Below are 23,427 nucleotides of genomic sequence, written 5' to 3'. Positions count from 1 at the left end.
CCCGCCGCGGCGTCAGCAGCTTTCCCCCACTGTCACCCGCTCTTGCGGCCGACTCCCGCGTACACCCAGTACTCCGACGGCTTCTCCGGGATGTCCTCGCCCTCGTCCGGGCGCCACAGCGGGACATGGACCAGGCCGGGCTCCGTCAGTTCGAACCCGGCGAAGAGGCCCTGGATCTCGTCGTGGGAGCGGACGGTGACGGGTGAGGTGGCCCGGGCGCGGTACAGCTGGGTGACCGCGGCGGCCGTGTCCGGACGGTCCTCGTTCGTGGCATGGGACAGGGCCAGCCAGCTGCCCCCGGGCAGGGCGTCCCGGAAGGCGGCCACGATGCCGGCCGGGTTCTCCTCGGGCGCGACGAAGTGCAGGATCGCGACCATCAGCACGGCGACCGGCTCGTCGAAGTCGATCAGCTCACGCACCTGCGGCGAGGCCAGGACGTCGGCCGGCCGCCGGATGTCGGCGTCGACGATGTCGGCGAGCGGGTTGTCGGCCAGCAGGGTGGTGCTGTGGGCGACCGCCACCGGGTCCTTGTCCACGTAGACCACCCGGGCCTTGGGGTTCGCCGCCTGGGCCACCTCGTGGACGTTGCCCTGGGTCGGGATACCGGAGCCGAGGTCGATGAACTGGCGGACGCCGGCCCCGACCAGGAGCCGTACGGCCCGTCCGAGGAAGGCGCGGTTGGCCCGGGCCAGCGCCCGAACCTGGGGGTCGATGCCGGTGACGGCCGCCACCGCCTCCCGGTCGATGGCGAAGTTGTGCTCCCCACCCAGCAACGCGTCGTACATCCGGGCTACGCTCGCCTTGTCCGGATCGGCCCCTGGCGGCAGAGCATCCGTGTCGTTCACCAGAACGTCCTTTCCCACCAAGGTACTTGACGCCTCATCATATAGTTGCCGTCGACGCCTGGCGATCAGTTGTCCCTGCCGGGCGCCCGGACCCCCACCCGGAAAGGCCCCACGACCCTGCGGAACGAACCCCACAGCCGCTCCGACGACACCCCCACCGCCGTGCCCCCGCCCCGGCGGTCCTTCTTCTCCCCCGCGGCCGACGTCATCGGCTCGGAGCTCGACCTGGGGCTGACCGGCAGTCATGTCGTGCACGCGCTGACACCCGGCTTCTGCGACGCGGCCTCCCTCTATCTGCTGGAGCGGTGGCGCCGCGAGGAGACCACGTACGCCGGCGCGGATCCCGCCCAGATCGAGGCGCGCCGGCTGGCCCTGCGGGTGGGCACCGACGCGCCCGAGTCCTGGGAGGGCGTCCTGCCGGTCGGCGAGGTGATCGTCTTTCCCCGCGAGACGCCGTACGCCCGCGCGCTGGTGGACGGACACGCGCAGTTGCTGGACTCCGTCGACGACCACACGGCCGAGCGGCTCGCCGCCTCCGCCGGGCGGGACGAGCGGGTCGACGAACTCCTCAAGTCGCGGTCCTTCCTGGTGGTGCCGCTGCGGCTGCGGGGCGGGGCGATCGGTTTCGTGGCCTGCTCTCGCGGACCGGACCGCGGGCCGTTCCTGACCGCGGAGACCGCCGCCGTGGAGTCGCTGGCCGCGCGGGCCGCCGTCGCCCTGGACAACGCGCGCCGCTACGAGCACGAGCGCCGCACCGCGCTGGCCATCCGGGGCAGTCTGCTGCCCGGCACGATCCAGGAGGTCGAGGGCTTGCGCATCGCCCACGGCTCCCTGCCCGCCGGACAGGGCTCGATCATCGGCGGCGACTGGTTCGACGTGCTCAGACGGCCCGGCGACCGGGTCAGTATGATCGTCGGGGACGCCATGGGGCACGGCCCGGAGTCCGCCGTGGCGATGATCCAACTGCGCACCGCCGTACGCACTCTGGCGGGCCTCGACATCCCCGCCGCCGACCTCGTACGACGGCTCGACGCACTCGCCAGCGACACCCCGGGCGCCTCCTTCGCGACCTGCATCTACGCCGAGTGGGACCCCCGGCAGCGCACCTGCACACTCGTGGGCGCCGGCCATCCGCCCCCGCTGCTGCGCGGCCCGGACGGCCGGACCGCTCCGGTCACGCTGGTCGGCGCGGGACTGCCGCTCGGCCTCGCCGCGGGCACGTACGAGCCGACCGTCCTGACCATCGACGCCCCCTCGCTGCTCGTGCTCTACAGCGACGGTCTGGTCGAGTCCCGGGACACCGACATAGACCACCAGATCACCCGCCTCGCCCGGGCGCTCGACGCGGCGGCCGTCGACCAAGACCCGCTCCCCGCGCTGTGCCGACGGCTGCTACACGCCCCCTCCGATCCGGCCGGAGCGGACGACCGGACCCTGCTGCTGGCCGAACTCACGCCCTCCAAGGACTAGTTCAGGCGGTCAGATTCGCCCACACGGCGTTGCCGCCGGTGAGTCTGGACCGGTCCACCCCCCAGGTGTCCGCGAGTTCCTCCACGAGGAACAGGCCGCGCCCGCCCTCGTCGTCGAGGCTCGCACGGCACCGGCGGAGCGTGGGGCCCGAGCGGTCGTGGTCGTGCACCTCCAACCGGAGGACCCCGGCGCCGACCAGCCCGATGCCGCACAGAATGCGTGCGCTGAAGGTGTGGCACACGGCATTGGTGGCCAGCTCGGACAGGAGCAGCACCGCGTCCGAGCACAGCTCGCCCGGCAGGCTCCAGGCCTTGAGCCGGGTGCCCACGGAGCGACGGGCGACCCCGATGCTGGAGCGGTGCGCGGGAAGTTCGATCCAGTGGGTTCGTTCCTGGTCCACGGCGTCTAACAGCTGAGGGGACGAGGTCGTGTGGGGGGACACGGTGTTGGCCTTCCGTGGGGGCGGCGGCGCGGCCGGGCGAGACTCATCGGGCAGGGAAATGCCAACCCGCCCGTGGGTGTGGGCGGTTGACGGCACCGGGCGCGCGTTCGGCGGCACGGTTCGCACAAGTCACTATGCTCGCACCCAAGTTCAACCTGCAACCAGCTTCCTGATAATTTCAGAAAGCCGATATCCGCCTGGTGCCGTCAGCAAGTCGCTGTCAGACTCGTGCCGGTGACACCCCTTCAGGAGGTCAGGACGTGAGCGAAGGCCGTACGGGCACCGGTGGCACCAGTGCTCCCACCGTGCTGCGCATGATCCTGGGCCGGCGCCTTCAGGAGCGGCGGCAGGGCGCGGGGGCCTCGCTGGAGGACGCGGCCAAGGCACTCAGGGTGACCTCCCTGACCATCCGCCGCCTGGAGAAGGCCGAGGTCGCCCTCAAGCCGCTCTACGTGGAGAAGCTGCTGGAGACCTACGGGGCCGACCGGCAGGAGATCGACGAGTTCGTCGCCCTCGCCGAGCGGGCCAACGAGCCCGGCTGGTGGCACACCTACCGGGACGTCCTGCCCAACTGGTTCAGCGCATACGTCAGCCTGGAGGCCGGGGCCAGGACCCTGCGCACCTACGAGCCCCACTACGTCACGGGGCTGCTGCAGACCCACGCGTACGCGCGCGGAGTGCTGCGCGGCGGCTTCCCCAACGAGGCCGACGAGGACCTCGGGCGGCGGGTGGACCTGCGGCTGCGCCGCCAGAGCCTGCTGGCCAGACCCGACGCGCCCACGCTGTGGGTGGTGATGGAAGAGGCCGTACTGCACCGGGTGGTCGGCGGCCCCGAGGTCATGCGGGAACAGATCGAACGGCTCCTGGAGATCTCGGAACTGGAACACGTCAGCGTGGACGTGGTGCCGTTCACGGCCGGTGCCCACGTGGGCGCGTGCGCCCCGTTCACCTACTTCCGCTTCGAGGAACCGGAGCTGCCGGACATCGTCTACACCGAGGTCCTCTCCGGCGCGATGTACCTCGACCAGCGCTCGGACGTTTCGGCGCATCTGGAGGCGCACAACCGCATGTCCCTGCTGAGCTCGGACGCGGACAGCAAGGCACTCCTGAACCGCATGCGCAAGGAGTACTCATGACCAGCACCGACTGTCACGTCTACAACGGGATGCCGGCCACCGACCTCGGCGAGCAGGGCTGGGAGTCCCCGTGGAGCGGCCCCAACGGCGGCCAGTGCGTGCAGACCAAGCTCCTGGCCGACGGCCGGGTGGCACTGCGGCAGTCGACCGATCCGGCCGGACCCGCCCTGATCTACACCCCGCAGGAGATCGCCGCGTTCGTCGCGGGCGTCAAGCGGGGCCTCGCCGACCATCTCACGGCCGGCTGACCCATGACCCGAGCCGGACCTGCCCCGGCAGCGACCTGCCCGACACCCCCACGCACACCACTGAAAGGGACAGGATGACCCACTCCCACGCCGCGCGGGAGATCGACACCAGCCGGCCCCACTCCGCCCGGATGTACGACTACTACCTCGGCGGCAAGGACCACTTCGACGTCGACAAGCAGGCGGCCGAGGCCGTCGCGTCGGTCTACCCCGGCATCTTCACCTGCGCCCGGGAGAACCGCGCGTTCATGCACCGCGCCACCCGCGTGCTCGCGAAGGAGCACGGCATCCGCCAGTGGCTGGACGTCGGCACCGGTATCCCCACCGAGCCGAACCTCCACCAGGTCGCGCAGTCGGTGGTGCCCGACGCCCGGGTGGTCTACGCCGACAACGACCCCCTGGTCCTCAAGTACGCCGAGCGTCTGATGCGCAACACCCCCCAGGGCCGCACCGCGTACATCGAGGCCGACGTCAACAACCCGGGCGCACTGCTGAACGCGCCCGAGCTGGCCGAGGCGCTGGACACCGACCGGCCGGTGGCGCTGTCCCTCAACGCCCTCATGCACTTCGTCACCGACGCGCAGGACCCGTACGGCATCGTGAGCCGTCTGCTGGCCGAGCTTCCTTCGGGCAGCGCGCTGGCCCTGAGCCACTGCACGCCCGACTTCGACCCGGACACGTGGCAGAAGGTCACGGACATCTACACCAACGCGGGTACCCCGGTGCAGTTCCGCTCGCGGGCCGACGTGGCGCGCTTCTTCGAGGGCCTGGACCTGCTCGACCCGGGTGTCTCGGTCGGTCATCGCTGGCGCCCGGACAAGGAGCCGACCGCCTCGGACGCCGAGGTCAGCCTGTGGACCGGGGTGGGCATCAAGCCGTGACCCGGCGTCGGCCGTGCGGGCGCCTGCCCGCACGGCCGAGGACCGGTGCGGCCCAGGCGGCCAGCGACCGTCAGCGCACCAGCAGGTCGATCACGCCCGTCAGGTCCTCCTCCCCGCCGCCCTCGGCCAGCCGACGGCGCATCAACTCGAAGTAGGGGCGGACCAGTTCCGGACTGACGCCCTGCTCTTCGGCGGTGCTCAGGAAGGCCGGAGTGCCGGCCACCTGCATGGCGAGGCTGGAGACGACCCCTTGGGTGTAGTCGCCGCCGCGCAGCTGGTCGGCGGTCCGGTGGACGGCCGGGGCCGTCGCGACCAGCCAGTCGGCGAGCAGCGGGGCGAGCGACACGGGGTCGACGGCGTGGTGCGCCGTGGTCGCTCGACCGCCGCGCGGGCCCCGGGGCCCGGCTACTGACCGTTGTCCGTGGACCTGCTTCGGGCGCGCCGTGACAAGATCCACTGTCATGAGCATCGAAGCAGGAGACCGGCCCGTCGCCCTGGTCACCGGGTCCACGTCGGGGATCGGCGAGGCCGTCGTACGGCGGCTCGCGGCGGACGGGACGCGGGTCGTCGTGCACTCGCGACGCAGCGCTGAGGCCGGGCGGGCGCTGGCGGCGGAGCTCGGCGGGGCCTACGTCCAGGCGGACCTCGGCGTCGAGGACGAGGCCCGGGGGCTGGTCGAGAGGGCGCTGGACCAGTTCGGGCGGCTGGACGTGCTGGTGAACAACGCGGGCATCAGTCGGCCCATCCCGCACGCGGACCTCGCGGCGGCGACTGCGGCGGACTGGCGGGAACTGCTGGAGGTCAACCTCATCGCGCCCTGGGTGCTGTGCACCGCGGCCCTTCCGGCGCTACGGCGGTCCCCCGGGGGCGGCAGCATCGTCAACATCACCAGCCACGCCGGCGTACGGCCCAAGGGTTCCTCGGTGCCGTACGCGGCGAGCAAGGCCGCGCTCAACCACGTGACCCGGCTGCTCGCGTCCGCGCTCGGGCCCGACGTGCGGGTGAACGCGGTGGCGCCGGGCCTCGTGGACACGCCGATGACGAAGGACTGGGCCCAGGCGCACGAGCTGTGGCGGGAACGTGCGCCGATGCACCGCCCGGCGCGACCCGATGACGTGGCCGACCTGGTGGCGTCGGTGATCGGCAGCGGCTATCTGACCGGTGAGGTCATCGTGCTGGACGGCGGCCTGAACCTGACCTGAGAGCCGGTGATGCGTCAGGGCGGCGGGGAGGGGGCCTACGACCTGCGGTCGGTGCCGCCGTCGGAGGTGGCCCGGGCCAGACCGGGGCCGTTCCAGATCCTCCCCCTGCGACGGCGACCGGCGGCGGACGCCTGAACGTCCGACGAACGCGGACCGCGACACGGCGTTCCGCGAAACCGACGGGCCCCCGACGCTCGTCCTCCCCACCGACCACACCACGCGGGGCCGATCCACGCCCCGTGCCAAGCAGTTCAGGGGGAACCGCGATGTCGATCCGCTCCGCCGGAGCCACCCGTCCCGGAACGCGTACGGCCGCCGTCGTCACCACCGCCGTGCTCGCCGCGGCCGCACTCTGGTCCACCGCCACTCCCGCCTCCGCGATCAAGGGCGGTGGCCCGGCCACCACGAAGGCCCGGCCGTACGCGATGTTGATCGAGTTGGAGGGCAGGCAGTTCTGCGGTGGCACCCTCGTCGCGCCCACGAAGGTGCTCACGGCCGCCCACTGCGTGGAGAGCGCCGGCGATGTGTCCACGCTGACGGTCGTCGGCGGCCGCACCCGGGTGGACGGCACCGACGGCACGGAGCGGGCGGTCACGTCGGCCAGGCTGGACTCGCGGTACGGCGGGCCCGGTTACGCCCACGACGCCGCCGTCCTCTCCCTGGACCGGCCGATGCCGTACCGGACGATCCCGGTGGCCGGCCCCCAGGACGGCAAGCTGGTGGCCGACGGCCGGAAGGCCACCGTGCTCGGCTGGGGACGCACCGGGCCCGGCATCGGCGGAACCAGGCTCAAGCAGACCAAGCTCGTCCTCTCTCCCCTCGCCGCCTGCCGGCCGTACACCGACCCCGACACCGACCCCGCCGAGATGCTGTGCGGCATGCCCCGTCCCGGTACGACCGACAGCATCTGCCCCGGGGACTCCGGCGGGCCGCTGATCAGCGGCGGCAAGGTCGTGGGAATCGTGTCGTCCGGCAACAAGTACTGCGACGAGCAGTTCCCGGTGTCCGTCTTCGTCCGCGCGGACTCGGTCGCCGCGGATCTGGGCATTCCCACGCACTGAGGTCGTACACAGCGACAGGCGTCCGGCTCGCGTCGAGGTCGGGGCTGCCCGCGGGCCACCTCAGGCAGCGAACCCGATCGCGGTCACGAACTCGTACTCTCCACTGGCTGCCGAGATCGACCACGACGTCGTTCACCCATGCCTCGTCGAGCGCGGCGTCGTCGCCCGCGGCCCATGCCTGTACGACGCGGTCCCAGTGACGGACGTTCAGGGTGCGGTACTCGACGGCCCGTTGGCGGGTGCGGGGCACCCGGCTCTGGTTGAGCGGGTGGAACTCGACCCGCGTGCCGCGGCCTTCACGGGTCAGACGTACGAGCAGGTACCGCGCGACGTTCTGCCGGCGCACGGTGCGGTACGCGCTCTCGATCTTCTCCAGGTTGCGCTTCGAGGGGCTGCGGCGCTCCTCCAGCCACGCCTTCAGCGCGCGGTCGGTGACCGTGAGGCCCGCCTCGCGGGCGGTGGCCCGGGCGTGTTCGGTACGGGTGAGGTAGTGCAGCCGGGCCAGCAGGCCACGCCGGGTGGTGATGGGGCTGGCGATGAACGTGGCGAGCGCGTCGAGCTGCCGGGCCACGGCCTCGTGCCCCCTGATGCCCCGAGCCCCGTACTTCCCGAACTCGATGTTCCTCTCCGGCACCCTGTCTCCTCACTCCGATCCGTTCGACGGCTCGGTGCCGACGGTGTACACGTCCTTGACCTTCACCTCGGTGACACCGCGCCCCTCGGCGAACACCGCACGCCAGTCACCGGCCACGTGCAGCTCGTCGGTTCCCATCGCCCGGACGACCGTCAGGCCCTCGTCATAGGCCCGGTGCGCCTTCCACCACAGGTTCACGAAGGCCTGGGAGCGGATGAGATGCATCCAGTCGGCGCGATACAGCTCCCGGTTGTAGTTCGACTCCCCCATCGTGGAGACGAACTTGCTGTACATGGCCTTCACGTACTCGAGGGTCACCTCGTCGTCCTCGGCGATCGCCCGGTCGCGGGCGTCCTTGAGGGCGATGCGGAACTTCTCCAGGAGGTTCTCGGTGGCACCGGAGGTCCAGGACTCGTGGATCTCCGGAGGGTCGCACAGCCCGTACCTCGGGCCGGACAGGCGCAGCAGCAGACGCAGGGACGGCTCGGTCACCCACAGCGGGCCCGGCTCGTCCCGGCTGCCCAGCGGGTTCGGCAGGTAGGCGTCGTGGTCCCAGTCCGGCGGGGTGATCAGATGGACGCCGGCGCGGCGGCGGTCGTGGTCGCCGCCGGTGGAGTGCTCCAACTGGCCGATCGGCAGGTGGGTCTTGAGCGCGGACAGGTAGGCGCCGTTGACGTCGAGCGCGGTCACCTCGTGTTCGCCGGGCGGGAGTTCGGGCCTGGTCCACTTGGGGCGGGCCTCCCAGATCTGGTCGGCACCGCGCGCGGTCTGCTTGCGCAGGATGTCGGGCAGCCAGGGGTGGGCGACGATGTCGTACCGGCCGCCCTTGCGGCTGTCGTCGAGGAGCGCCATCGCGTCCGGGATCGCCCGCTTGACCAGCGCTGCGGTCGCCGCCTCCACGTCGCCGGAGTACTGGTCGAGCGCGGCCGCCACGGCGGAGGCGATCAGGTCCGGGGTGTCGGCGGGCTGCACCCGGCGTCCGACGGGCACGACCTTCACCGCGCGTGCGGTGGGGGCGGCGGGACTGCGCGGCGCTTCCTCGGGTGCGGGGGGCACCGGTTGCGCGGGTTCGCCGGACGCGCAGTCAGCGGAATCCAGGTGCTGCGGAAAGCCCTCGACCTGGTGACGGGCCGGCCGACCGCACAGGACGCAGGGCCGCGGCTCGGGGAGCACGTCGACGTCGTCGAGGCCCGCCTCCTCCTCGGCGTCCGCCACGTCGTCGACGGGGTCCGCGGCCGCCAGCTTCGTCCGTGCCCCCTCCAGGAAGTACGCGTACTTCTCCCGCACTTGCCCGCTCGGTTCCCGTCCCGACTCCCAGCCGCCCACCGTCGAGGCGCTGACGTCCAGGACCTTCGCGAGCTGGGCGCGCGAGACGTTCAGTTCCTCGCGCAGGGCGCGCCGTTCCTCGACCGGTGGCAGCGGGACCTCCTGCTTCGCCTCGGCGAGCAGCGCGTCGATCGCGTCGAAGTCGGTCATCGCACTCCCCCGTCCGGAGCGGCCGCGGGGCGTCCCACACGGCCGGGGACGCGGCGCCGCTGGGCGGGCAGTGTCTCGGTGGCCCGGGTCGGACCGGCCAGGAGGTCCAGCGGATCGATGCCGTAGTGCGCGGCGACCGCGTCGCAGTCGGCCAGGCTCCAGGCGGCGGTGCCGGACTGACGGCGGCTCACCTGCGCCTGGCTCACCCCCAGCGCGCAGGCCAGTTCCGTCTGCGACTCACCGGTCGCGTACAGCAGGGCGGCCACCGCCGACCGCACCCGCTCGTCGAGCGTCATCCGCATGGCGTGGAACCTACCACTCCGGGCGCACCGGGTATGCGCGACACGCATAGAGGGCAGCGGGAGTACGCACCGGATCTGTGTACGTACACATGAAAGGCGCTTAGCCGGCACCTCTTTAACCATGCGGAAATGCGCCCGACGCATGTATTTACAACCCTGACACCGACTCCTACTGTGAGCGTTCCCAGTCTTCATTCACATGGCCATGTCAGACAAGGAGGTCGGGATGACCGTCACAGGTCCGCGCCGCCTCGCGAGGGCCGCCATGCTCCTGGCGGCACTCGCCCTGCCCGCATCCCTGCTCACCACGTCAACCAGCGCCTCCGCCGCCGGGACGCTCACCATGCGCGGCGCCGATGTCTCGACCGCCCAGCGCGCCCTCGACCTCGGTGCCAAGTACTACGACGCGAGCGGCACCGCCAAGGACCCGCTGGACATCCTCAAGGGCCTCGGCGTCAACTACGTCCGCCTGCGGGTGTGGAACAACCCCGCCGGCGGCTACAACAACAGGGCCAAGGTGCTGTCGTACGCGAAGCAGGTGAAGGCCAAGGGGCTGAAGCTGCTGGTCGACTTCCACTACTCGGACACCTGGGCGGACCCGGGCAACCAGAACAAGCCCGCTGCATGGGCCGGCCACACCATCGGCCAGTTGCAGACCGACGTCTACAACTACACGTACGACGTCTGCAACAGCCTCACGTCGCAGGGCACCACCCCGGACAGCGTGCAGATCGGCAACGAGATCAACGTCGGCATGCTGTGGAACGAGGGCAAGGTCGTCAACAACGACTTCACCAACCTGAGCCTGCTGCTCAAGTCGGGTTACAACGCGACCAAGGCGTGCAACAGCGGCACCCAGGTGATCATCCACACCGCCGACGCCGACAGTGACGCCAACGCCCGCTGGTTCTACGACGGCATCAAGGCCAAGGGCGTCAACTGGGACATCACCGGGCTCTCCTACTACTGCCCGTGGCACGGCACGATCGCCAACATGGGCAGTGTCGTGTCCGACATGAAGTCCCGGTACGGCAAGGACGTCGTCATCGCCGAGACGGCCTACCCGTTCACCTCGGCCAACGCGGACGGCACGGCCAACTCCATCACGACGGGCTGCTCGGGCTACCCGCTCAGCTGGCAGGGCCAGGCGGACAACTTCACCGCCGTGCAGAACGCGGCCCGCGGCAACGGGGCGATCGGGGTCTTCTACTGGGAGCCCACCTGGTACGCCGTGACCGGCAACGGCTGGAACCCGGCCGACATCAACAACAGCGGCAACGGCTGGGACAACATGGCCGTCTTCAACTGGACCGGCAATGTGAACCCGAACATCAAGTGGACCCCGTAGGGGACGACTTCGCACCAAAGCGGCACCGTCCTCGGACGGTGCCGTTCGCCGTTCCCCCGGCTTCCCCAAGCGAGGCCTCGACAATCACCCCCCGCCATGGATGCAGCGCAGGGGGTCACATTACTCTTGCGTAGCGCCTGACCGAGGGAAGGAAGTCATGGGGGTTCAACTGGACAGCGGATCGGCGGCCGGCCACGAGTCGCTGGAGTCGATGAGCCTCGAACCGCTCATGACCCGGGACTACGAGCGGGACCCGTCGATCGTGTACGAGCGGCTGCGCCAGGCACACGGCCCGGTCGCGCCGGTCGACCTGCTGGGAGTGCCCGTCTGGCTCGTGCTGGGCTACGAGGAGGCCTACGAGGTCCTCCGTGACGACCATGCCTGGCCCAAGGGGCTGGAGAACTGGCGGGCGCGGCGCGAGGGTCGGCTGCCCGAGGACTGGCCGCTCGCGCCGTCGCTGGACGTCAACCATGTGCTGATCCAGGGCGGTGAGGGCTACCGGGGGCTGAAGGTGGCCTGGGACACCGCCCTGCGGCCCTTCCAGGACCCCCGGCACCCGGTGGCCAAGCGGCTCAAGGCGCAGATCACCCGGGACGCCGACGAACTGATCTCCCTGCTCACCCAGGGCGGCCGTACCGGATGGGCGGATCTGTCCGCGCAGTTCTCGCGGCCGCTGCCGCTCATGGTCGCCAGTCATCTGCTCGGCTTCCCCGGCTCGCAGCACGACGACGCGCTGATGGACATGTGGCGGGTGCTGGACGCCGGTCCGGACGCGGGGCCCGCCCTGGAGCGGCTGCTGGCCACGCTGTCGGAACTCGGCGCGTGGAAGATGAAGGAGCCCGGCGACGACTTCCCCTCGTATCTGCTCGCCTCCCATCCCGGCCTGAGCGTCGAGGAGTTGTCCCGCGAGCTGATGATGCTGCTCGGGATGACCTCCGACCATGTCGGCATCCTGATCTCCAACACGGTCGTCGAGGTCATCACCGGGAACCTCCCCGCTAGCGCCAGCCTGTCGGCGGGCCTGATCAGGGAGACCATGAACCGGGTGGTGATGCAGAAGCCGCCGCTGATCAACTTCGTACCGCGCTTCCCGCTGAAGGACATGCGGCTCGGCAACTACACCGTCGCGGCGGGCGATCCCGTCTGGGTGTCGGTCGGCGCCGCGCACGCGGATCCCGCCTTCGCGGGGAAGGTCTGCCCCGAGTCGACCATCAGCACGCGGGCCCATCTGTCCTGGGGGGCCGGTCCGCGGCAGTGCCCGGCGCGGGAACTGGCCGGGGGTGCGGCGGCGATCGGCGTGAGCAGGCTCTTCGAGCGACTGTCGGGGCTGGAGTTGTCACTGCCCGTCGATCAACTGCCGTGGCGCTCCTCGCCGTTCATACGCGGTCTGCGGTCGCTCCCGGTGCGGTACACGGTCTCGGACACGCCGGCCCAGCCAGTGCCCCCTCCCCCGCCCCTGCCCCTGCCCCTGCCCCTGCCCGCCGCGGCCGGTTCCGCCCCGGCCGACGAGGCCGCCGGACGGCCGCGTTCGTCGCTGTGGCGTTATCTGGCCGGGCTGGTGCGCGGGCGCTGACGGCCCCTTAAGGCACGGAGCGGGCCACGAACTCGGACGAGTTCGTGGCCCGCTCCGTGCCTCCGGGCTGTTCCAGCAGCTGCTCGACGAGGCGGACGAGCAGGGCCTGGCAGACGCACCGCTCGGTCAACCTCAGCGCGACCAGGACCTGACCCGTCCACCCGTCCGGAGCCGCAGCACAGGGGACGGCGGCTCCGAACGTGTCTGGACGGCGGTTCCGGACGTGTCCGACTTCCTGGAAGGGATCCCCCGGACCACCGGCCCGGAGGGTCCCGCTCAGCCGACCGGAGGCGTACGGATCGCGGCGATGTCGAACTGCAGGCGTACCTTCTCGCTGACCATGGCACCTCCCTCGGCGAGCCGGGTGCTGTAGGTCAGGCCCCACTCGGAGCGGTTGATGGTGGTGGTGCCGTCGAAGCCGGCCCGCTGGTAGCCGAACGGGTCGGTGACATGGCCTATGTAGGTGAGTTCGAGGACCACGGGGCGGGTGGTCGCCTTGATGGTGAGGTCGCCGGTCATCCGGTACACGTCCGGGCCGACCACGTCCACGGCGGTGCTGACGAACCGCATGCGCGGGTAGTTCGAGGCGTCCAGGAAGTCCCGTCCCACGAGGTGGCCGTCGCGCTGTTCCACGCCGGTGTCGACGCTGCCGGTGGAGATGACGATCTCCGCTTGGGAACGGGACGGGTCGCGGCCGTTGAAGTAGAGGCGGCTCTGGTACTCCAGGAACGCCCCGCGCACGGTGGTCACCATGGCATGGCGTACGGAGAAGCCGATCCTGCTGTGCGCGGGGTCGATGGCCCACTCCCCGGTCAGGGCCGCCAGTCCGGGGTCGGGAAGGACGGCTGTGGCAGTGCCCGACACCCCGGTGGGGGGCTGGGAATCGTCGGCGGTTTCCGCGCGGTCCGTGCGGCGGAACATGGTGCCACGGTTGAACAAGTTCATACATCACCTAATTACTGCACGGGCGTTGTTGCCGCAAGCCGTGCTCCGCTGTCGACGAAATATCCACGTGTTCGCCACACGGTTCCCGGAAAAGTGAGGGGAAAACATCTAGTCGACTCCCACAAGGGTGCGCACTTCGAAGTCCTCGTATGTCTCCTTTGCTTCCGGAATGCTGAGGATCGACCCCAGCCAGCCGAGGAGGAAGCCGGCCGGGATGGAGACGATTCCGGGATTCTGCAAGGGAAACCAGGCGAAATCGGCGTCCGGGTAGAGCGAGGCGGGAGCGGAGGAGACGACCGGCGAGAGGACGACGAGAAGGACCGAGGTGACCAGGCCGCCGCAGAGGCTGAGGAGAGCGCCCTGCGCGGTGAACCGCCGCCAGAAGAGGCTGTAGACGAGGGTCGGCAGGATGGCGGACGCGGCGATGGCGAAGGCGAGGAAGGCCAGGGTCGCGGAGTTGGCGCCCCAGGAGACCAGGGCGAGCAGCATGCCGAGGATGCCGATCACGGCCGCCGAGAGCCGGGCCACGGCCAGTTCTTCCGTCTCCGTCGCGCGGCCCTTGCGGATCACCTCGCCGTAGAGGTCGTGGGCGAGCGAGGAGGCGGCGGCCAGGGTGAGGCCGGCGGCGACCGCGAGGAGGGTGACGAAGGCGAGGCAGGACAGCAGGGCGGTCAGGACGGCGCCGCCCAGGTCGTGTGCCAGCAGCAGGACGGCCGCGTTCCCCGTGCGGTCGTTGTGCTCGATGGTGTCGCTGCCCAGGACGGCGGTGGCGCCGAGGCCGAGGACGCCGGCCGCCAGACAGACCAGGCTGACCAGGCCCATGGCCCACACCACCGAGGTGCGCAGGACGTCGACCGACTTCGGGGCGAGCAGGCGCATCATCACGTGCGGGAGGGCGGCGAGTCCGAGCACGATGGCCAACTGGAGGCTGAGGAAGTCGAGTTTGCTGGTGACGCTGCCCCCGTAACGCAGCCCGGGCTCCAGGAACCGCGCACCCTGTCCGCTGTTGTCCGCGGCGGCGGCGAGCAGGTTCTCGAAGTTCCAGTCGAAGCGGTGCAGCACCATCACGCCGGCCACGGTGACACCGCAGATGAGCATGACCGCCTTGACGACCTGGATGAAGGTGGCGCCCGGCATGCCTCCGATGGCGGCGTAGACGATGACGACGGTGCCGATGACGATGACGCACAGGGTGCGGGTGGCGGCGCTGGGTTCGCCGGTGAACTGGGTCAGCAGGGCGACGCTGCCGACGAGTTGGGCCACCAGGTAGAGGGTGGTGACGGCCAGTGTGCACAGGGCCAGGGCGAGGCGGACCGGCCGCTGCAAGCGCGACAGGCGTGTCGCCAGGGTGTCGCCGAGGGTGAACTTGCCGGTGTTGCGCAGGGGTTCGGCGATCAGCAGCAGGACCATCATCCAGGCGACCGCGGTGCCGCACAGGTAGAGCAGTCCGTCGTAGCCGGTCAGGGCGACCAGTCCGGTGCTGCCCAGGAGGGTCGCGGCCGACACGTAGTCGCCGCACATCGCGAGCCCGTTGCGCAGCGGGGACATGGCCCGGTTGCCGAGGTAGAACTCGCCGATCTCGTCGCGTTGGGGTGCGGTCAGCAACGCGGTGAACAGGGTCACGACGACCACGGAAAGGAAGAGCACGAGCGTCAGCTGGAGGCTGAGGCGGTCCACGACGGAGGCGCCGAGCGTCACCATGAGCGGAACTCCTCCTCGCGGGGGGCCGTGCGCGTCTCGAAGGCGGCGCGTTCGCGTGCCGCGGTCTCGTGGTGGCGGACCAGTCCGCGCAGACCGCGGACCACCGGGGTGACCTGGGTGCGCATGTGCACGAGATAGCGCCACACGATCACGCCCATCAGGACGAACTGTCCGAGCCCCAGCGCCAGTCCGAGCGTGAGATGCCCGCTCACGGAGGTGTTCATCAGGCCGGGGGCGAAGCTGGACAGCAGGACGTACAGCAGGAACCCGCCGACGGCGACAGCCGTGGCCCGGACACCGAAACGCCGGTGGCTTCGGCGCAGCGACTGATACGCGGGCTGGCGGGACACCGAGTGCGGGTCCGCCGGTTCGGGGCCCGCTTCGTAGGGGCTCGGCGGCCCGCCGAGCCCCATGGAGTGCCGTGACACATGTACCTTCTTTGCTGCCGCGCCGGTCGTCGCCTCAACGGCACGCCGGAGTCATGCTCAGTGCGGATTTGTGGGGGATTAGTGAATGCGGAATTCACGTGGGGGGAATTGCGCGCTTGACAACAAGCCTGTAGGGCGGTCGGCCTGTGGGTCGGGGGAGGTGGCGACGAGGCCGGGACCGGGATTGTCGCAGCGCCCCCGTTGAACTATCAACCGGCCGGTCGACCCGAATCGAAGAACTGACTCATTCACGTGCTTCGATTCATGCGCCCGGCATCCGGCAGCCTGCGAAAAGGCCGACCTCCGGAACAGGTCCCCATCTTCGTCCAGGCCAGGTTGTCTCAAATGCAGCGCACCGGGGGAGCCCTCCGTCGGCAGGGGCCCTTGTCACTGACGGACTAAGGCCGGCCTCCCGGGACTCACCTCGCGCAAACAGACCGGCGTTGGGCTCGGCCCGCGCCGGAGGCGCTGCCATATTCGAAGGCCACTTCGGAGGTGGCTGTGACACTAGAGGTGACGACGACACGTCCGCCCGACCGCACCGCCGACCGCGTCCTCGCGCTCGAAGCCCGCCGGGCGCAGGCCGTGGCCGGGAACAGGCCGAGAAGACGCGGCAAGTTCGGCGCCCGGGAGCGGATCGACCTGCTGCTGGATTCCGGCTCGTTCACCGAGACCGGCCTGTTCGTACGAGCCCGGCCGACCGGGGACAACTCCCACCGCCCCTACGGGGACGGTGTGATCACCGGCTACGGCACGGTCGACGGGCGTCCCGTCTGCGTGTTCTCCCAGGACTCCACGGTCTTCGGCGGCAGCATGGGCGAGGCCTTCGGCGAGAAGGCCGTGGCTCTGATGGACCTCGCCCTCAGGACCGGCTGCCCGGTCATCGGGCTCAACGACGGTGGCGGCGCCCGCATCCAGGAGGGCGTCGTCTCGCTGGCCCTCTACGCCGAGCTGGTGCGCCGCAACGTCCAGGCGTCCGGGGTCATCCCGCAGATCTCCGTCGTCCTCGGCCCGTGCGCCGGAGGGGCCGCCTACTCCCCCGCCATCACGGACTTCACCGTGATGGTGGACGGCGCCTCGCACATGTTCGTCACCGGGCCCGACGTCATCGAGGCGGTCACCGGGGAACGCACCAGCGCCGAGGAGCTGGGCGGCGCCCGCACCAGCAACTCCCTCAACGGCAACGCCCACTTCCTCGCCGCGGACGAGACCGAGGCCCTGGACACCGTACGGGAGCTGCTGTCGTACCTGCCCGTCAACAACCTGGAGCGGCCGCCGCAGTACGCCCCGCTGCCGCCGCCCGCCGACGTGCCGCTCGACGGGATCGTGCCCGACCGGCTCGGGCAGGCCTACGACATGCGGGACATCCTGCGGGCGATCGTCGACGACGGTGAACTCCTGGAGGTGCAGGAGCTGTTCGCGCCGAACATCATCTGCGCCCTGGCCCTCGTCGAGGGCACCTCCGTCGGTGTCGTCGCCAACCAGCCGCTGCACGCGGCCGGGGTCCTGGACATCGACGCCTCCGAGAAGGCCGCGCGGTTCGTACGGTTCTGCGACGCGTTCGGCATCCCGCTGCTGACCTTCGCCGACGTGCCGGGCTATCTCTCCGGGGTCCGGCAGGAGCAGGCCGGGATCATCCGGCGCGGCGCCAAGCTGCTGTACGCGTACGCCGAGGCGACCGTGCCGAAGGTGACGGTGGTGGTGCGCAAGGCGTACGGCGGCGGGTACGCGGTGATGGGTTCCAAGCACCTGGGCGCCGACATCAACCTCGCCTGGCCCACCGCGCGGATCGCGGTGATGGGCGCCGAGGGCGCGGTGGGCGTCCTGCACCGGCGTGAACTGGCCGCCGCCGACGATCCCGAGGCGTTGCGGGCCCGTCTCGTGGACGCCTACGAGAGCACCCACGGGACGCCCTATCTCGCCGCGGAGCGCGGCTATGTCGACGCCGTCATCGCCCCGCGCGACACCCGTGCCCACATCTGCCGTGCCCTGCGCGCGCTGCGCGGCAAGCGCGCCCCGATGCCGGAACGCCGGCACGGCAACATCCCGCTCTGACCTGCCTCGCGAGGAGACCTGCCCGATGGACATGCGCCGTCCCCCGCTCGCCCCCGCGTTCCGGAGTCTGCCGGAATACGTCCGCCACTGGGCCCAAGTCATCCCGGAGCACCGGGCGTTCACCTTCGTCGACCATCCCGCGCCGCACTCGCGCGGTGTGCACCGCACCCTGACCTGGCGCCGGCTGGACGTGCGCGTAAGGGCGGTGGCCGCCCGGCTCGCCGAGGAGGCCGAGCCCGGGGCCCGGGTCGCGGTGCTGTGCCCCCAGGGACTGGAGTACGTCACCGGGTTCCTCGGAGCGCTCGCGGCCGGAATGGTCGCCGTACCGATGTATCCGCCCGGCCTGCCCGGGCATGGCGACCGACTGGCGGCCGTGCTGGCCGACGCGCGACCGGCCGTGCTTCTGACTGTGAGTCAGATCATGGACCAGGTACGGGACGTGTGCGCCGGCTCGGCCGCGCGGGTCGTCGCCGTGGACCAGGTGCCCGACGCCGCAGCGGAGGAACTGCCGCCTCCCGGCGGTGAGATCGCCTACCTCCAGTACACCTCCGGGTCGACGCGCACCCCGGCGGGTGTGGAGATCGGGCACACCAACGTCGTCGCCAACGCCCGCCAGGCGCTGGGCGCCTACGGTGCCGACGTCCATCCGGTGACCTGTGTGGGCTGGCTGCCGCTGTACCACGACATGGGCCTCGTCCTCAGTGTCGCCGCCCCGGTGGTGCGCGGGCTGCTGTCGGTGCTCATGGACCCGGTCGCCTTCCTGCACGAGCCCGCGCGCTGGCTGCGGCTGTTGTCCGCACATCCGCGGGCGCTGAGCGCGGCGCCCAACTTCGCCTACGACTACTGCGCCTCGACGGTGACCGAGGACCAGAAGGCGGATCTGCGGCTGGACGGGGTCATGGCGCTGATCAACGGCAGCGAGCCGGTCCGTCCCACCACGGCCGACAGGTTCCAGGCCGCCTTCGCCGGCCAGGGTCTCGGGGCCACGACGCACTGTCCGTCGTACGGGCTCGCCGAGGCGACCGTGTTCGTCAGCGCCGCCCGGCCCGGGGAGCCGGTGCGCCGGTTCGCCCTCGACCGGGACGCGCTCGCCGAGGGGAAGGCGCTGCCCGCACGGCCCGACGACCCCCGGGCCGTGCTGCTGGCGGGCTGCGGTACCCCGGTGGGGCAGGAGGTCCTCATCGTCGATCCGGTCTCCGGCGCCCAGCTGTCCGAGGGCGAGGTCGGCGAGATCCAGGTCCGGGGTCCCAACGTGGGCCGCGGCTACTGGAACCGGGACGAGCAGTCCCGCCGCGTCTTCGGCACCGACGGACGGCTGCGCACCGGTGACCTGGGGACGGTCCTGGAAGGGCAGTTGATCGTCACCGGCCGGCTGAAGGACCTCATCGTCGTCGACGGACGCAACCACTATCCGCAGGACCTGGAGGCCACCGTCCAGGACGCGCATCCGGCGGTACGGCGCGACCGGCTCGCCGCCTTCGGCGTGACGGACACCTCCGGTGAGCGGGTGGTCGTGGTGGCCGAGCACGCGCGGGCCACCAGCCTCGCCGAGGTCGACGTACCGGCGTTGGTACGGGCCGTGCGTGCGGCCGTGTCCGGGCGGCACGGGCTGCGGCTCGCCGATGTGCTCCTCGTCCCGCCGGGCACGGTGCCGCGGACGTCCAGCGGCAAGGTGTCGCGGGCGTTGACACGTGAGCGGTATCTGGCGGGTGCCTACGCGGCGGGCAGCGCCGCGTGAGGGCCGTGGACGCGGGCGCGGTGCGCCGGCTGGTCGCGGAGCGCGTAGCCGGGTGGACCGGGACAGCCGTCGAGGACGTGCCCATGGACCGCCCGCTGGCGGACCTCGGCATGTCCTCGCGGGACGCGGTCGTGCTGGCCGGGGACCTCTCCAGGCTGACGGGACGGGAGCTGCCGCCGACGTTGCTGTGGGAGGCGCCCACCGGGGAGGATCTGGCCGCGCATCTGTGCCGGGTGCCGGCGCAGAGCGCGCCGTCGGAGGCCGCCCCGGTGGCTCCCCCGTCGGAGCCCGTCGCCGTCATAGGGGTCGGCTGCCGACTCCCCGGCGGGGTCCACGGCCCGGCGGACTACTGGCGGCTGCTGACCGAGGGCGTCGACGCGATCAGACGGGTCCCCGAGGACCGCTGGCGCGACTTCACCCCCTTCCCGCCCGCGGACGCGCCCCCGTACGGCGGCTACCTCGACGACATCGCCGGGTTCGACGCGGACTTCTTCCGGATCACCCCGCGCGAGGCGGCCGTGATGGACCCGCAGCAGCGGATCCTCCTGGAGGTGGTACACGAGGCGCTCGCCCATGCCGCCGTCCCCGCCGCGTCCCTCGCGGGCACCGCGACCGGTGTCTTCGTCGGGGTCTCCGCCCCGGAGTACGGCTCGCTCACCGGCGCCGACCCGGCGGCCGTCGACCCCTGGGCCCCGGCGGGCGGTGCGCTGAGCGTGACCGCGGGCCGGCTGGCGTACGTGCTGGACACGCGTGGGCCGAGCATGGCCGTGGACACCGCCTGTTCCTCCTCACTGGTCGCGGTGCACCACGCCTGCGTGAGCCTGCGCACCGGCGAGAGCGACACGGCTATCGCCGCAGGCGTCAACCTGCTGCTCTCCCCCGTCGTCAGCATGGCGTTCCGGCGGGCGGGCGCCCTCTCCCCGGACGGGCGGTGCAAGCCGTTCTCGCCGGACGCGAACGGCATCGGACGCGGTGAGGGCTGCGCGGCCGTCATCCTGAAACGGCTGTCCGACGCCGAACGGGACGGCGACCGCGTCCTCGCCGTCATCCGCGCCACGGCCGTCAACTCCGACGGCCGCTCCAACGGCCTCCTCGCCCCCAACCCGGCCGCCCAGCAGGCCCTTCTGACCACCGCGTACGCGCGGGCCGGACTCACCCCCGCCCACGTCGACTACGTCGAGGCGCACGGCACCGGCACCCCGCTCGGCGACCCGATCGAGGCGGGCGCGCTCGGCGCGGTGCTCGGCGCGGACCGCGACCCCGACCAGCCGCTGCTGCTCGGCTCCGTGAAGTCGAACCTGGGGCACCTGGAGTCCGCCGCGGGCGTCGCCGGGCTGGTGAAGACCGTGCTCGCCCTGCACCACGCCGTCATCCCGCCGTCCCTGCACTGCGCAGAGGGCGGCTCCCTGGACGACGTACGACTGCGGGTGGTCACCGAGGGCGAGCCCTGGCCGCGCTACGGCGGTACGGCCGTCGCCGGGGTCTCCGCTTTCGGGTTCGGCGGCACCAACGCCCATGCCGTACTGGAGGAATGGCGGCCCGGCGTCCTGCCCGCGCGTCCGGCCGAGGAGCCCGGCGCCCGGCTGCATCTCCTGTCCGACGTGGACGAGGAGCGGCTGCGGGACACCGCGGCCCGGCTCGCCGACTGGCTCAGGACAACCACCGCGCACCCCGCCGACGTGGCCCGCACCCTGGCCGGACGGGCAGGCCGCGGAGGGGTGCGCGCGGGCGTGGTCGCAGGGGACCGGGCCGAACTCGCGGACGGGCTGGACGCGTTGGCACAGGGGCGCCCGCACGGCCGGGTCGTGACCGGTGAGCGTGATCTCGTGGGACCGGGACCGGTGTGGGTCTTCTCCGGGTACGGCAGCCAGTGGGCCGGGATGGGACGCCGGTTGCTGGCCGAGGAGCCCGCCTTCGCCGCCGCCGTGGAGAAGATCGACGCGGAGTGCGGGCTGTCCCTGTACGACCGTCTCGCCTCCGGGAGTGAGCTGGACCGGCTGGAGGTCGCCCAGCCCGTCCTGTTCGGACTCCAGGTGGCGCTCGCCGAGCTGTGGCGTTACTACGGCGTCGAACCCGCCGCCGTCATCGGCCACTCCCTGGGCGAGGTGGCCGCGGCGGTGTGCGCGGGCGCCCTGGACGTGGCGGAGGGCGCCCGGATCGTCGCCGAACGGGCCCGGCTGCTCAGCCGGTTGCGGGGCGGGGCGATGGCGGTCGTCGACCTCGACGACGGGGAACTCGACGCCCTGGGCCGGGACTTCCCCGGTGTGCATGTCGCCGTCCACTCCTCGCCGGGGCAGAAGGTCGTCACCGGCGAGGAACCGGCGGTGGCGCGGCTCGTGCGATGGCTGGAGGAGCAGGGTCGGACGGCCCGGTCGATGCGGGTGGTCGGGGCCGGGCACTCGCCCCAGGTCGATCCGCTGCTGGCCGAGTTGACCGAGTCCCTGGCCGACCTCGGCGGCCGAGCACCTCGTGTGCCCGTCTACTCCACCGTCCTGGACGACCCGCGCGGCGAGAGCGTCTTCGACTCCGCTCACTGGGCCGCGAACCTGCGGCGGCCCGTACGGCTGGACCGGGCCGTCGCCGCGGCCGCGGCCGACGGCCACAGGGCCTTCGTCGAGATCTCCCCCCACCCGGTCCTCGCCCGCGCCATCACCGACAACGTGCCCGGCGCCCTCGCGATCGGCACGCTGCGGCGGGACGCCGACGGATGCGCCGACTTCCTCACCCAGGTGGGGGCCCTGTACTGCGCGGGCGAGCGGCTGCCGCTGCCGTCCGGGCGGGTCGTCGACCTGCCCGCGCCGCGCTGGAAGCACGTGCGGCACTGGTGGACGGACAGACGGACGGCGGCGCCCACGGAGGTGCGGCGCCAAGAGGTTCACGCCGAGCAGGACACCTCCGTCGCCGCCCGCCTGTGCCATCACATCGCCACCGTCACCGGCCATCCCGCCGGCCGGGTCACCCCCGCCACCGCGCTGGCCGGCCTCGGGCTCGACTCGCTGATGGCCGTCCGTGTCCGCACCGCCCTGGAGCGCGAGTTCGCCGTCGAGCTGCCGCTGCGCGACCTGCTCGGCGCCACCACGGTCCAGGAGGTGGCCGACCGGCTCCGGACCGGCCCGGTACGCCCGCTGCGCACCACCGGCAGCCGTCCCCCGCTCTTCCTCGTGCACGCCGCCGGCGGAACGACCGACGTCTACCGGGCACTTGCCGAACGTCTGGGCGACGAGCGGCCCGTGTACGGCCTCGAACGCCTCGACGACGCGCCGACGGTCACCGAGAAGGCGCGCCGCTACGCCGAGGCCGTCACCGCCGTCCACCCCGACGGGCCCTGTTTGCTGGGCGGTTGGTCCTTCGGCGGCTTCGTCGCCCAGGAGACCGCCCGGCACCTCACCGCCGCGGGACGGGAGGTGGAACTCGTGATCCTCATCGACTCGGTACGGCCCCTCCCCCAGCCGGACCGGACACCGGCCGACCGGCTCCGCGCCCACTTCGAGGGGTTCGCCCGCCATGTCCGCGACGTCTACGGGGTCCCGCTGGAGCTGCCGTACGACGCCCTCGTCGCGATGGACGACGACGGCGAGCGCATCGACACCGTGCTGGAGATCCTGCGCGCGTCCGCCGACGTCCCGCCCGCCGCCCTGGAGCACCAGCGCTCGTCCTACCTGGACCTGAGGATCGGCGAGGCGCACCGGCCGGGCCGTCACGACGGGCGGGTGGTCCTGTACCGGGCCACCGAGCCCGCTCCGCACACCGTGCGCGACCCCGCCTACGAACGCGACGACCGGACGCTGGGCTGGGACGAGGTGTGCCCGCGCCTGACCGTCGTACCGGTCGCGGGACACCATTTGTCGCTGCTCGACCCGCCGCACGTCGACGAGATCGCCGCCCACCTGGGCCAGGAACTCGCCGCAGGGACCCACTGAACGTGATCCGAGGAGAGCCGCC

19 protein-coding genes and 1 pseudogene are annotated in these 23,427 nt (G+C 71.7%); 11 read left to right on the top strand and 9 right to left on the bottom strand.

The annotated features are described in order from the left end of the window. Positions 1–32: 32 nt before the first annotated feature. Entirely contained in the window at positions 33–845 is an 813-nt protein-coding gene (locus tag H293_RS0122875; protein ID WP_020120170.1) for an SAM-dependent methyltransferase, read from the bottom strand. A gap of 45 nt (positions 846–890) precedes the next feature. Between H293_RS0122875 and H293_RS0122870 the strand changes: the two genes are divergently transcribed. Further along, positions 891–2,315, top strand: coding sequence for a PP2C family protein-serine/threonine phosphatase (locus H293_RS0122870; RefSeq protein ID WP_259294509.1), 1,425 nt, complete (start codon positions 891–893; stop codon positions 2,313–2,315). Between the two features lies 1 nt (position 2,316). On the opposite strand, the gene H293_RS0122865 is transcribed toward H293_RS0122870, so the two are convergent. Continuing rightward, entirely contained in the window at positions 2,317–2,715 is a 399-nt protein-coding gene (locus tag H293_RS0122865; protein WP_020120168.1) for an ATP-binding protein, read from the bottom strand. A 302-nt stretch (positions 2,716–3,017) separates the two neighbouring features. Between H293_RS0122865 and H293_RS0122860 the strand changes: the two genes are divergently transcribed. The 3 genes from H293_RS0122860 (at position 3,018) to H293_RS0122850 (ending at position 5,022) form a co-directional block, all read left to right on the top strand. Beyond that, the gene (locus H293_RS0122860; RefSeq protein ID WP_020120167.1) at positions 3,018–3,893 is read left to right on the top strand and encodes a helix-turn-helix domain-containing protein; all 876 of its coding nucleotides are present in this window, start codon (positions 3,018–3,020) and stop codon (positions 3,891–3,893) included. Then, positions 3,890–4,141, top strand: coding sequence for a DUF397 domain-containing protein (locus H293_RS0122855; protein WP_007379642.1), 252 nt, complete (start codon positions 3,890–3,892; stop codon positions 4,139–4,141). The genes H293_RS0122860 and H293_RS0122855 overlap by 4 nt, the downstream gene beginning before the upstream one ends. Positions 4,142–4,215: 74 nt before the next feature. Then, complete coding sequence (locus H293_RS0122850; RefSeq protein ID WP_020120166.1) at positions 4,216–5,022, top strand: SAM-dependent methyltransferase; 807 nt, start codon at positions 4,216–4,218, stop codon at positions 5,020–5,022. A 70-nt stretch (positions 5,023–5,092) separates the two neighbouring features. Here H293_RS0122850 and H293_RS0122845 read toward each other — a convergent pair whose 3' ends face one another. Further along, the gene (locus H293_RS0122845; RefSeq protein WP_397895348.1) at positions 5,093–5,485 is read right to left on the bottom strand and encodes an imine reductase family protein; all 393 of its coding nucleotides are present in this window, start codon (positions 5,483–5,485) and stop codon (positions 5,093–5,095) included. Between H293_RS0122845 and H293_RS0122840 the strand changes: the two genes are divergently transcribed. Further along, positions 5,484–6,224: an SDR family NAD(P)-dependent oxidoreductase gene (locus tag H293_RS0122840; protein ID WP_020120164.1), complete on the top strand. Its 741-nt coding sequence runs from the start codon at positions 5,484–5,486 to the stop codon at positions 6,222–6,224. The two genes, H293_RS0122845 and H293_RS0122840, sit on opposite strands and share 2 nt — an antisense overlap. A 266-nt stretch (positions 6,225–6,490) precedes the next feature. Next, positions 6,491–7,285, top strand: coding sequence for a S1 family peptidase (locus H293_RS0122835; RefSeq protein ID WP_020120163.1), 795 nt, complete (start codon positions 6,491–6,493; stop codon positions 7,283–7,285). A gap of 60 nt (positions 7,286–7,345) precedes the next feature. Here the strand turns inward: H293_RS0122835 and H293_RS55050 are convergent. The 3 genes and pseudogenes from H293_RS55050 to H293_RS0122820 all read right to left on the bottom strand — a co-directional run bounded on the left by H293_RS55050 (position 7,346) and on the right by H293_RS0122820 (position 9,697). Next, a pseudogene (locus H293_RS55050) lies at positions 7,346–7,919 on the bottom strand (transcriptional regulator). 9 nt (positions 7,920–7,928) lie between these two features. Then, positions 7,929–9,395 (bottom strand): helix-turn-helix domain-containing protein, encoded by a 1,467-nt coding sequence (locus H293_RS0122825; protein WP_020120161.1) that lies wholly within the window; start codon positions 9,393–9,395, stop codon positions 7,929–7,931. Continuing rightward, on the bottom strand, positions 9,392–9,697 hold the full coding sequence (locus H293_RS0122820; RefSeq protein ID WP_020120160.1) for a helix-turn-helix domain-containing protein: 306 nt from the start codon (positions 9,695–9,697) through the stop codon (positions 9,392–9,394). Before H293_RS0122820 ends, H293_RS0122825 begins: the two co-directional genes overlap by 4 nt. A 226-nt stretch (positions 9,698–9,923) precedes the next feature. On the opposite strand from H293_RS0122820, the gene H293_RS0122815 reads away from it, so the two are divergent. After that, entirely contained in the window at positions 9,924–11,045 is a 1,122-nt protein-coding gene (locus H293_RS0122815; RefSeq protein ID WP_020120159.1) for a glycoside hydrolase family 53 protein, read from the top strand. 157 nt (positions 11,046–11,202) lie between these two features. Further along, positions 11,203–12,618 carry a cytochrome P450 family protein gene (locus H293_RS0122810; protein ID WP_020120158.1) on the top strand — a complete coding sequence of 472 codons (1,416 nt, stop codon included), beginning with the start codon at positions 11,203–11,205 and terminating at the stop codon, positions 12,616–12,618. A 276-nt stretch (positions 12,619–12,894) separates the two neighbouring features. Here H293_RS0122810 and H293_RS0122800 read toward each other — a convergent pair whose 3' ends face one another. The 3 genes from H293_RS0122800 to H293_RS0122790 form a co-directional block, all read right to left on the bottom strand. Beyond that, positions 12,895–13,563 carry a YceI family protein gene (locus H293_RS0122800; RefSeq protein WP_020120156.1) on the bottom strand — a complete coding sequence of 223 codons (669 nt, stop codon included), beginning with the start codon at positions 13,561–13,563 and terminating at the stop codon, positions 12,895–12,897. 108 nt (positions 13,564–13,671) lie between these two features. Next, complete coding sequence (locus tag H293_RS0122795) at positions 13,672–15,264, bottom strand: solute symporter family protein (RefSeq protein ID WP_020120155.1); 1,593 nt, start codon at positions 15,262–15,264, stop codon at positions 13,672–13,674. Further along, positions 15,258–15,692 carry a DUF485 domain-containing protein gene (locus H293_RS0122790; protein WP_259294508.1) on the bottom strand — a complete coding sequence of 145 codons (435 nt, stop codon included), beginning with the start codon at positions 15,690–15,692 and terminating at the stop codon, positions 15,258–15,260. The genes H293_RS0122795 and H293_RS0122790 overlap by 7 nt, the downstream gene beginning before the upstream one ends. A 513-nt stretch (positions 15,693–16,205) precedes the next feature. Between H293_RS0122790 and H293_RS0122785 the strand changes: the two genes are divergently transcribed. Genes H293_RS0122785 through H293_RS49845 form a run of 3 tightly spaced genes read left to right on the top strand, consistent with a single transcriptional unit; the run spans position 16,206 to position 23,405 of the window. Continuing rightward, a complete protein-coding gene (locus tag H293_RS0122785; RefSeq protein WP_020120153.1) occupies positions 16,206–17,747 on the top strand; it encodes an acyl-CoA carboxylase subunit beta in 1,542 nt (513 codons plus the stop codon). 25 nt (positions 17,748–17,772) lie between these two features. Beyond that, positions 17,773–19,485, top strand: coding sequence for a fatty acyl-AMP ligase (locus tag H293_RS0122780; RefSeq protein WP_020120152.1), 1,713 nt, complete (start codon positions 17,773–17,775; stop codon positions 19,483–19,485). Further along, positions 19,482–23,405 carry a type I polyketide synthase gene (locus H293_RS49845; protein ID WP_033415591.1) on the top strand — a complete coding sequence of 1,308 codons (3,924 nt, stop codon included), beginning with the start codon at positions 19,482–19,484 and terminating at the stop codon, positions 23,403–23,405. Before H293_RS0122780 ends, H293_RS49845 begins: the two co-directional genes overlap by 4 nt. The last annotated feature ends 22 nt before the right edge of the window (positions 23,406–23,427 follow it).

Origin of the sequence: Streptomyces canus 299MFChir4.1 (assembly GCF_000383615.1) — a bacterium.
Lineage (GTDB): Bacteria > Actinomycetota > Actinomycetes > Streptomycetales > Streptomycetaceae > Streptomyces > Streptomyces canus_C.
The sequence above is the reverse complement of the archived record's forward strand: the minus strand, read 5'-3'. Positions and strand labels throughout refer to the sequence as shown.

Excerpts from the sequence above, each read along its gene's own strand:
- H293_RS0122855 (WP_007379642.1), top strand. The coding sequence starts at position 3,890 with ATGACCAGCACCGACTGTCACGTCTACAACGGGATGCCGGCCACCGAC.
- H293_RS0122850 (WP_020120166.1), top strand. The coding sequence starts at position 4,216 with ATGACCCACTCCCACGCCGCGCGGGAGATCGACACCAGCCGGCCCCAC.
- H293_RS0122840 (WP_020120164.1), top strand. The coding sequence starts at position 5,484 with ATGAGCATCGAAGCAGGAGACCGGCCCGTCGCCCTGGTCACCGGGTCC.
- H293_RS0122845 (WP_397895348.1), bottom strand. The coding sequence starts at position 5,485 with ATGACAGTGGATCTTGTCACGGCGCGCCCGAAGCAGGTCCACGGACAA.
- H293_RS0122835 (WP_020120163.1), top strand. The coding sequence starts at position 6,491 with ATGTCGATCCGCTCCGCCGGAGCCACCCGTCCCGGAACGCGTACGGCC.
- H293_RS0122825 (WP_020120161.1), bottom strand. The coding sequence starts at position 9,395 with ATGACCGACTTCGACGCGATCGACGCGCTGCTCGCCGAGGCGAAGCAG.
- H293_RS0122820 (WP_020120160.1), bottom strand. The coding sequence starts at position 9,697 with ATGCGGATGACGCTCGACGAGCGGGTGCGGTCGGCGGTGGCCGCCCTG.
- H293_RS0122815 (WP_020120159.1), top strand. The coding sequence starts at position 9,924 with ATGACCGTCACAGGTCCGCGCCGCCTCGCGAGGGCCGCCATGCTCCTG.
- H293_RS0122810 (WP_020120158.1), top strand. The coding sequence starts at position 11,203 with ATGGGGGTTCAACTGGACAGCGGATCGGCGGCCGGCCACGAGTCGCTG.
- H293_RS0122800 (WP_020120156.1), bottom strand. The coding sequence starts at position 13,563 with ATGAACTTGTTCAACCGTGGCACCATGTTCCGCCGCACGGACCGCGCG.
- H293_RS0122795 (WP_020120155.1), bottom strand. The coding sequence starts at position 15,264 with ATGGTGACGCTCGGCGCCTCCGTCGTGGACCGCCTCAGCCTCCAGCTG.
- H293_RS0122780 (WP_020120152.1), top strand. The coding sequence starts at position 17,773 with ATGGACATGCGCCGTCCCCCGCTCGCCCCCGCGTTCCGGAGTCTGCCG.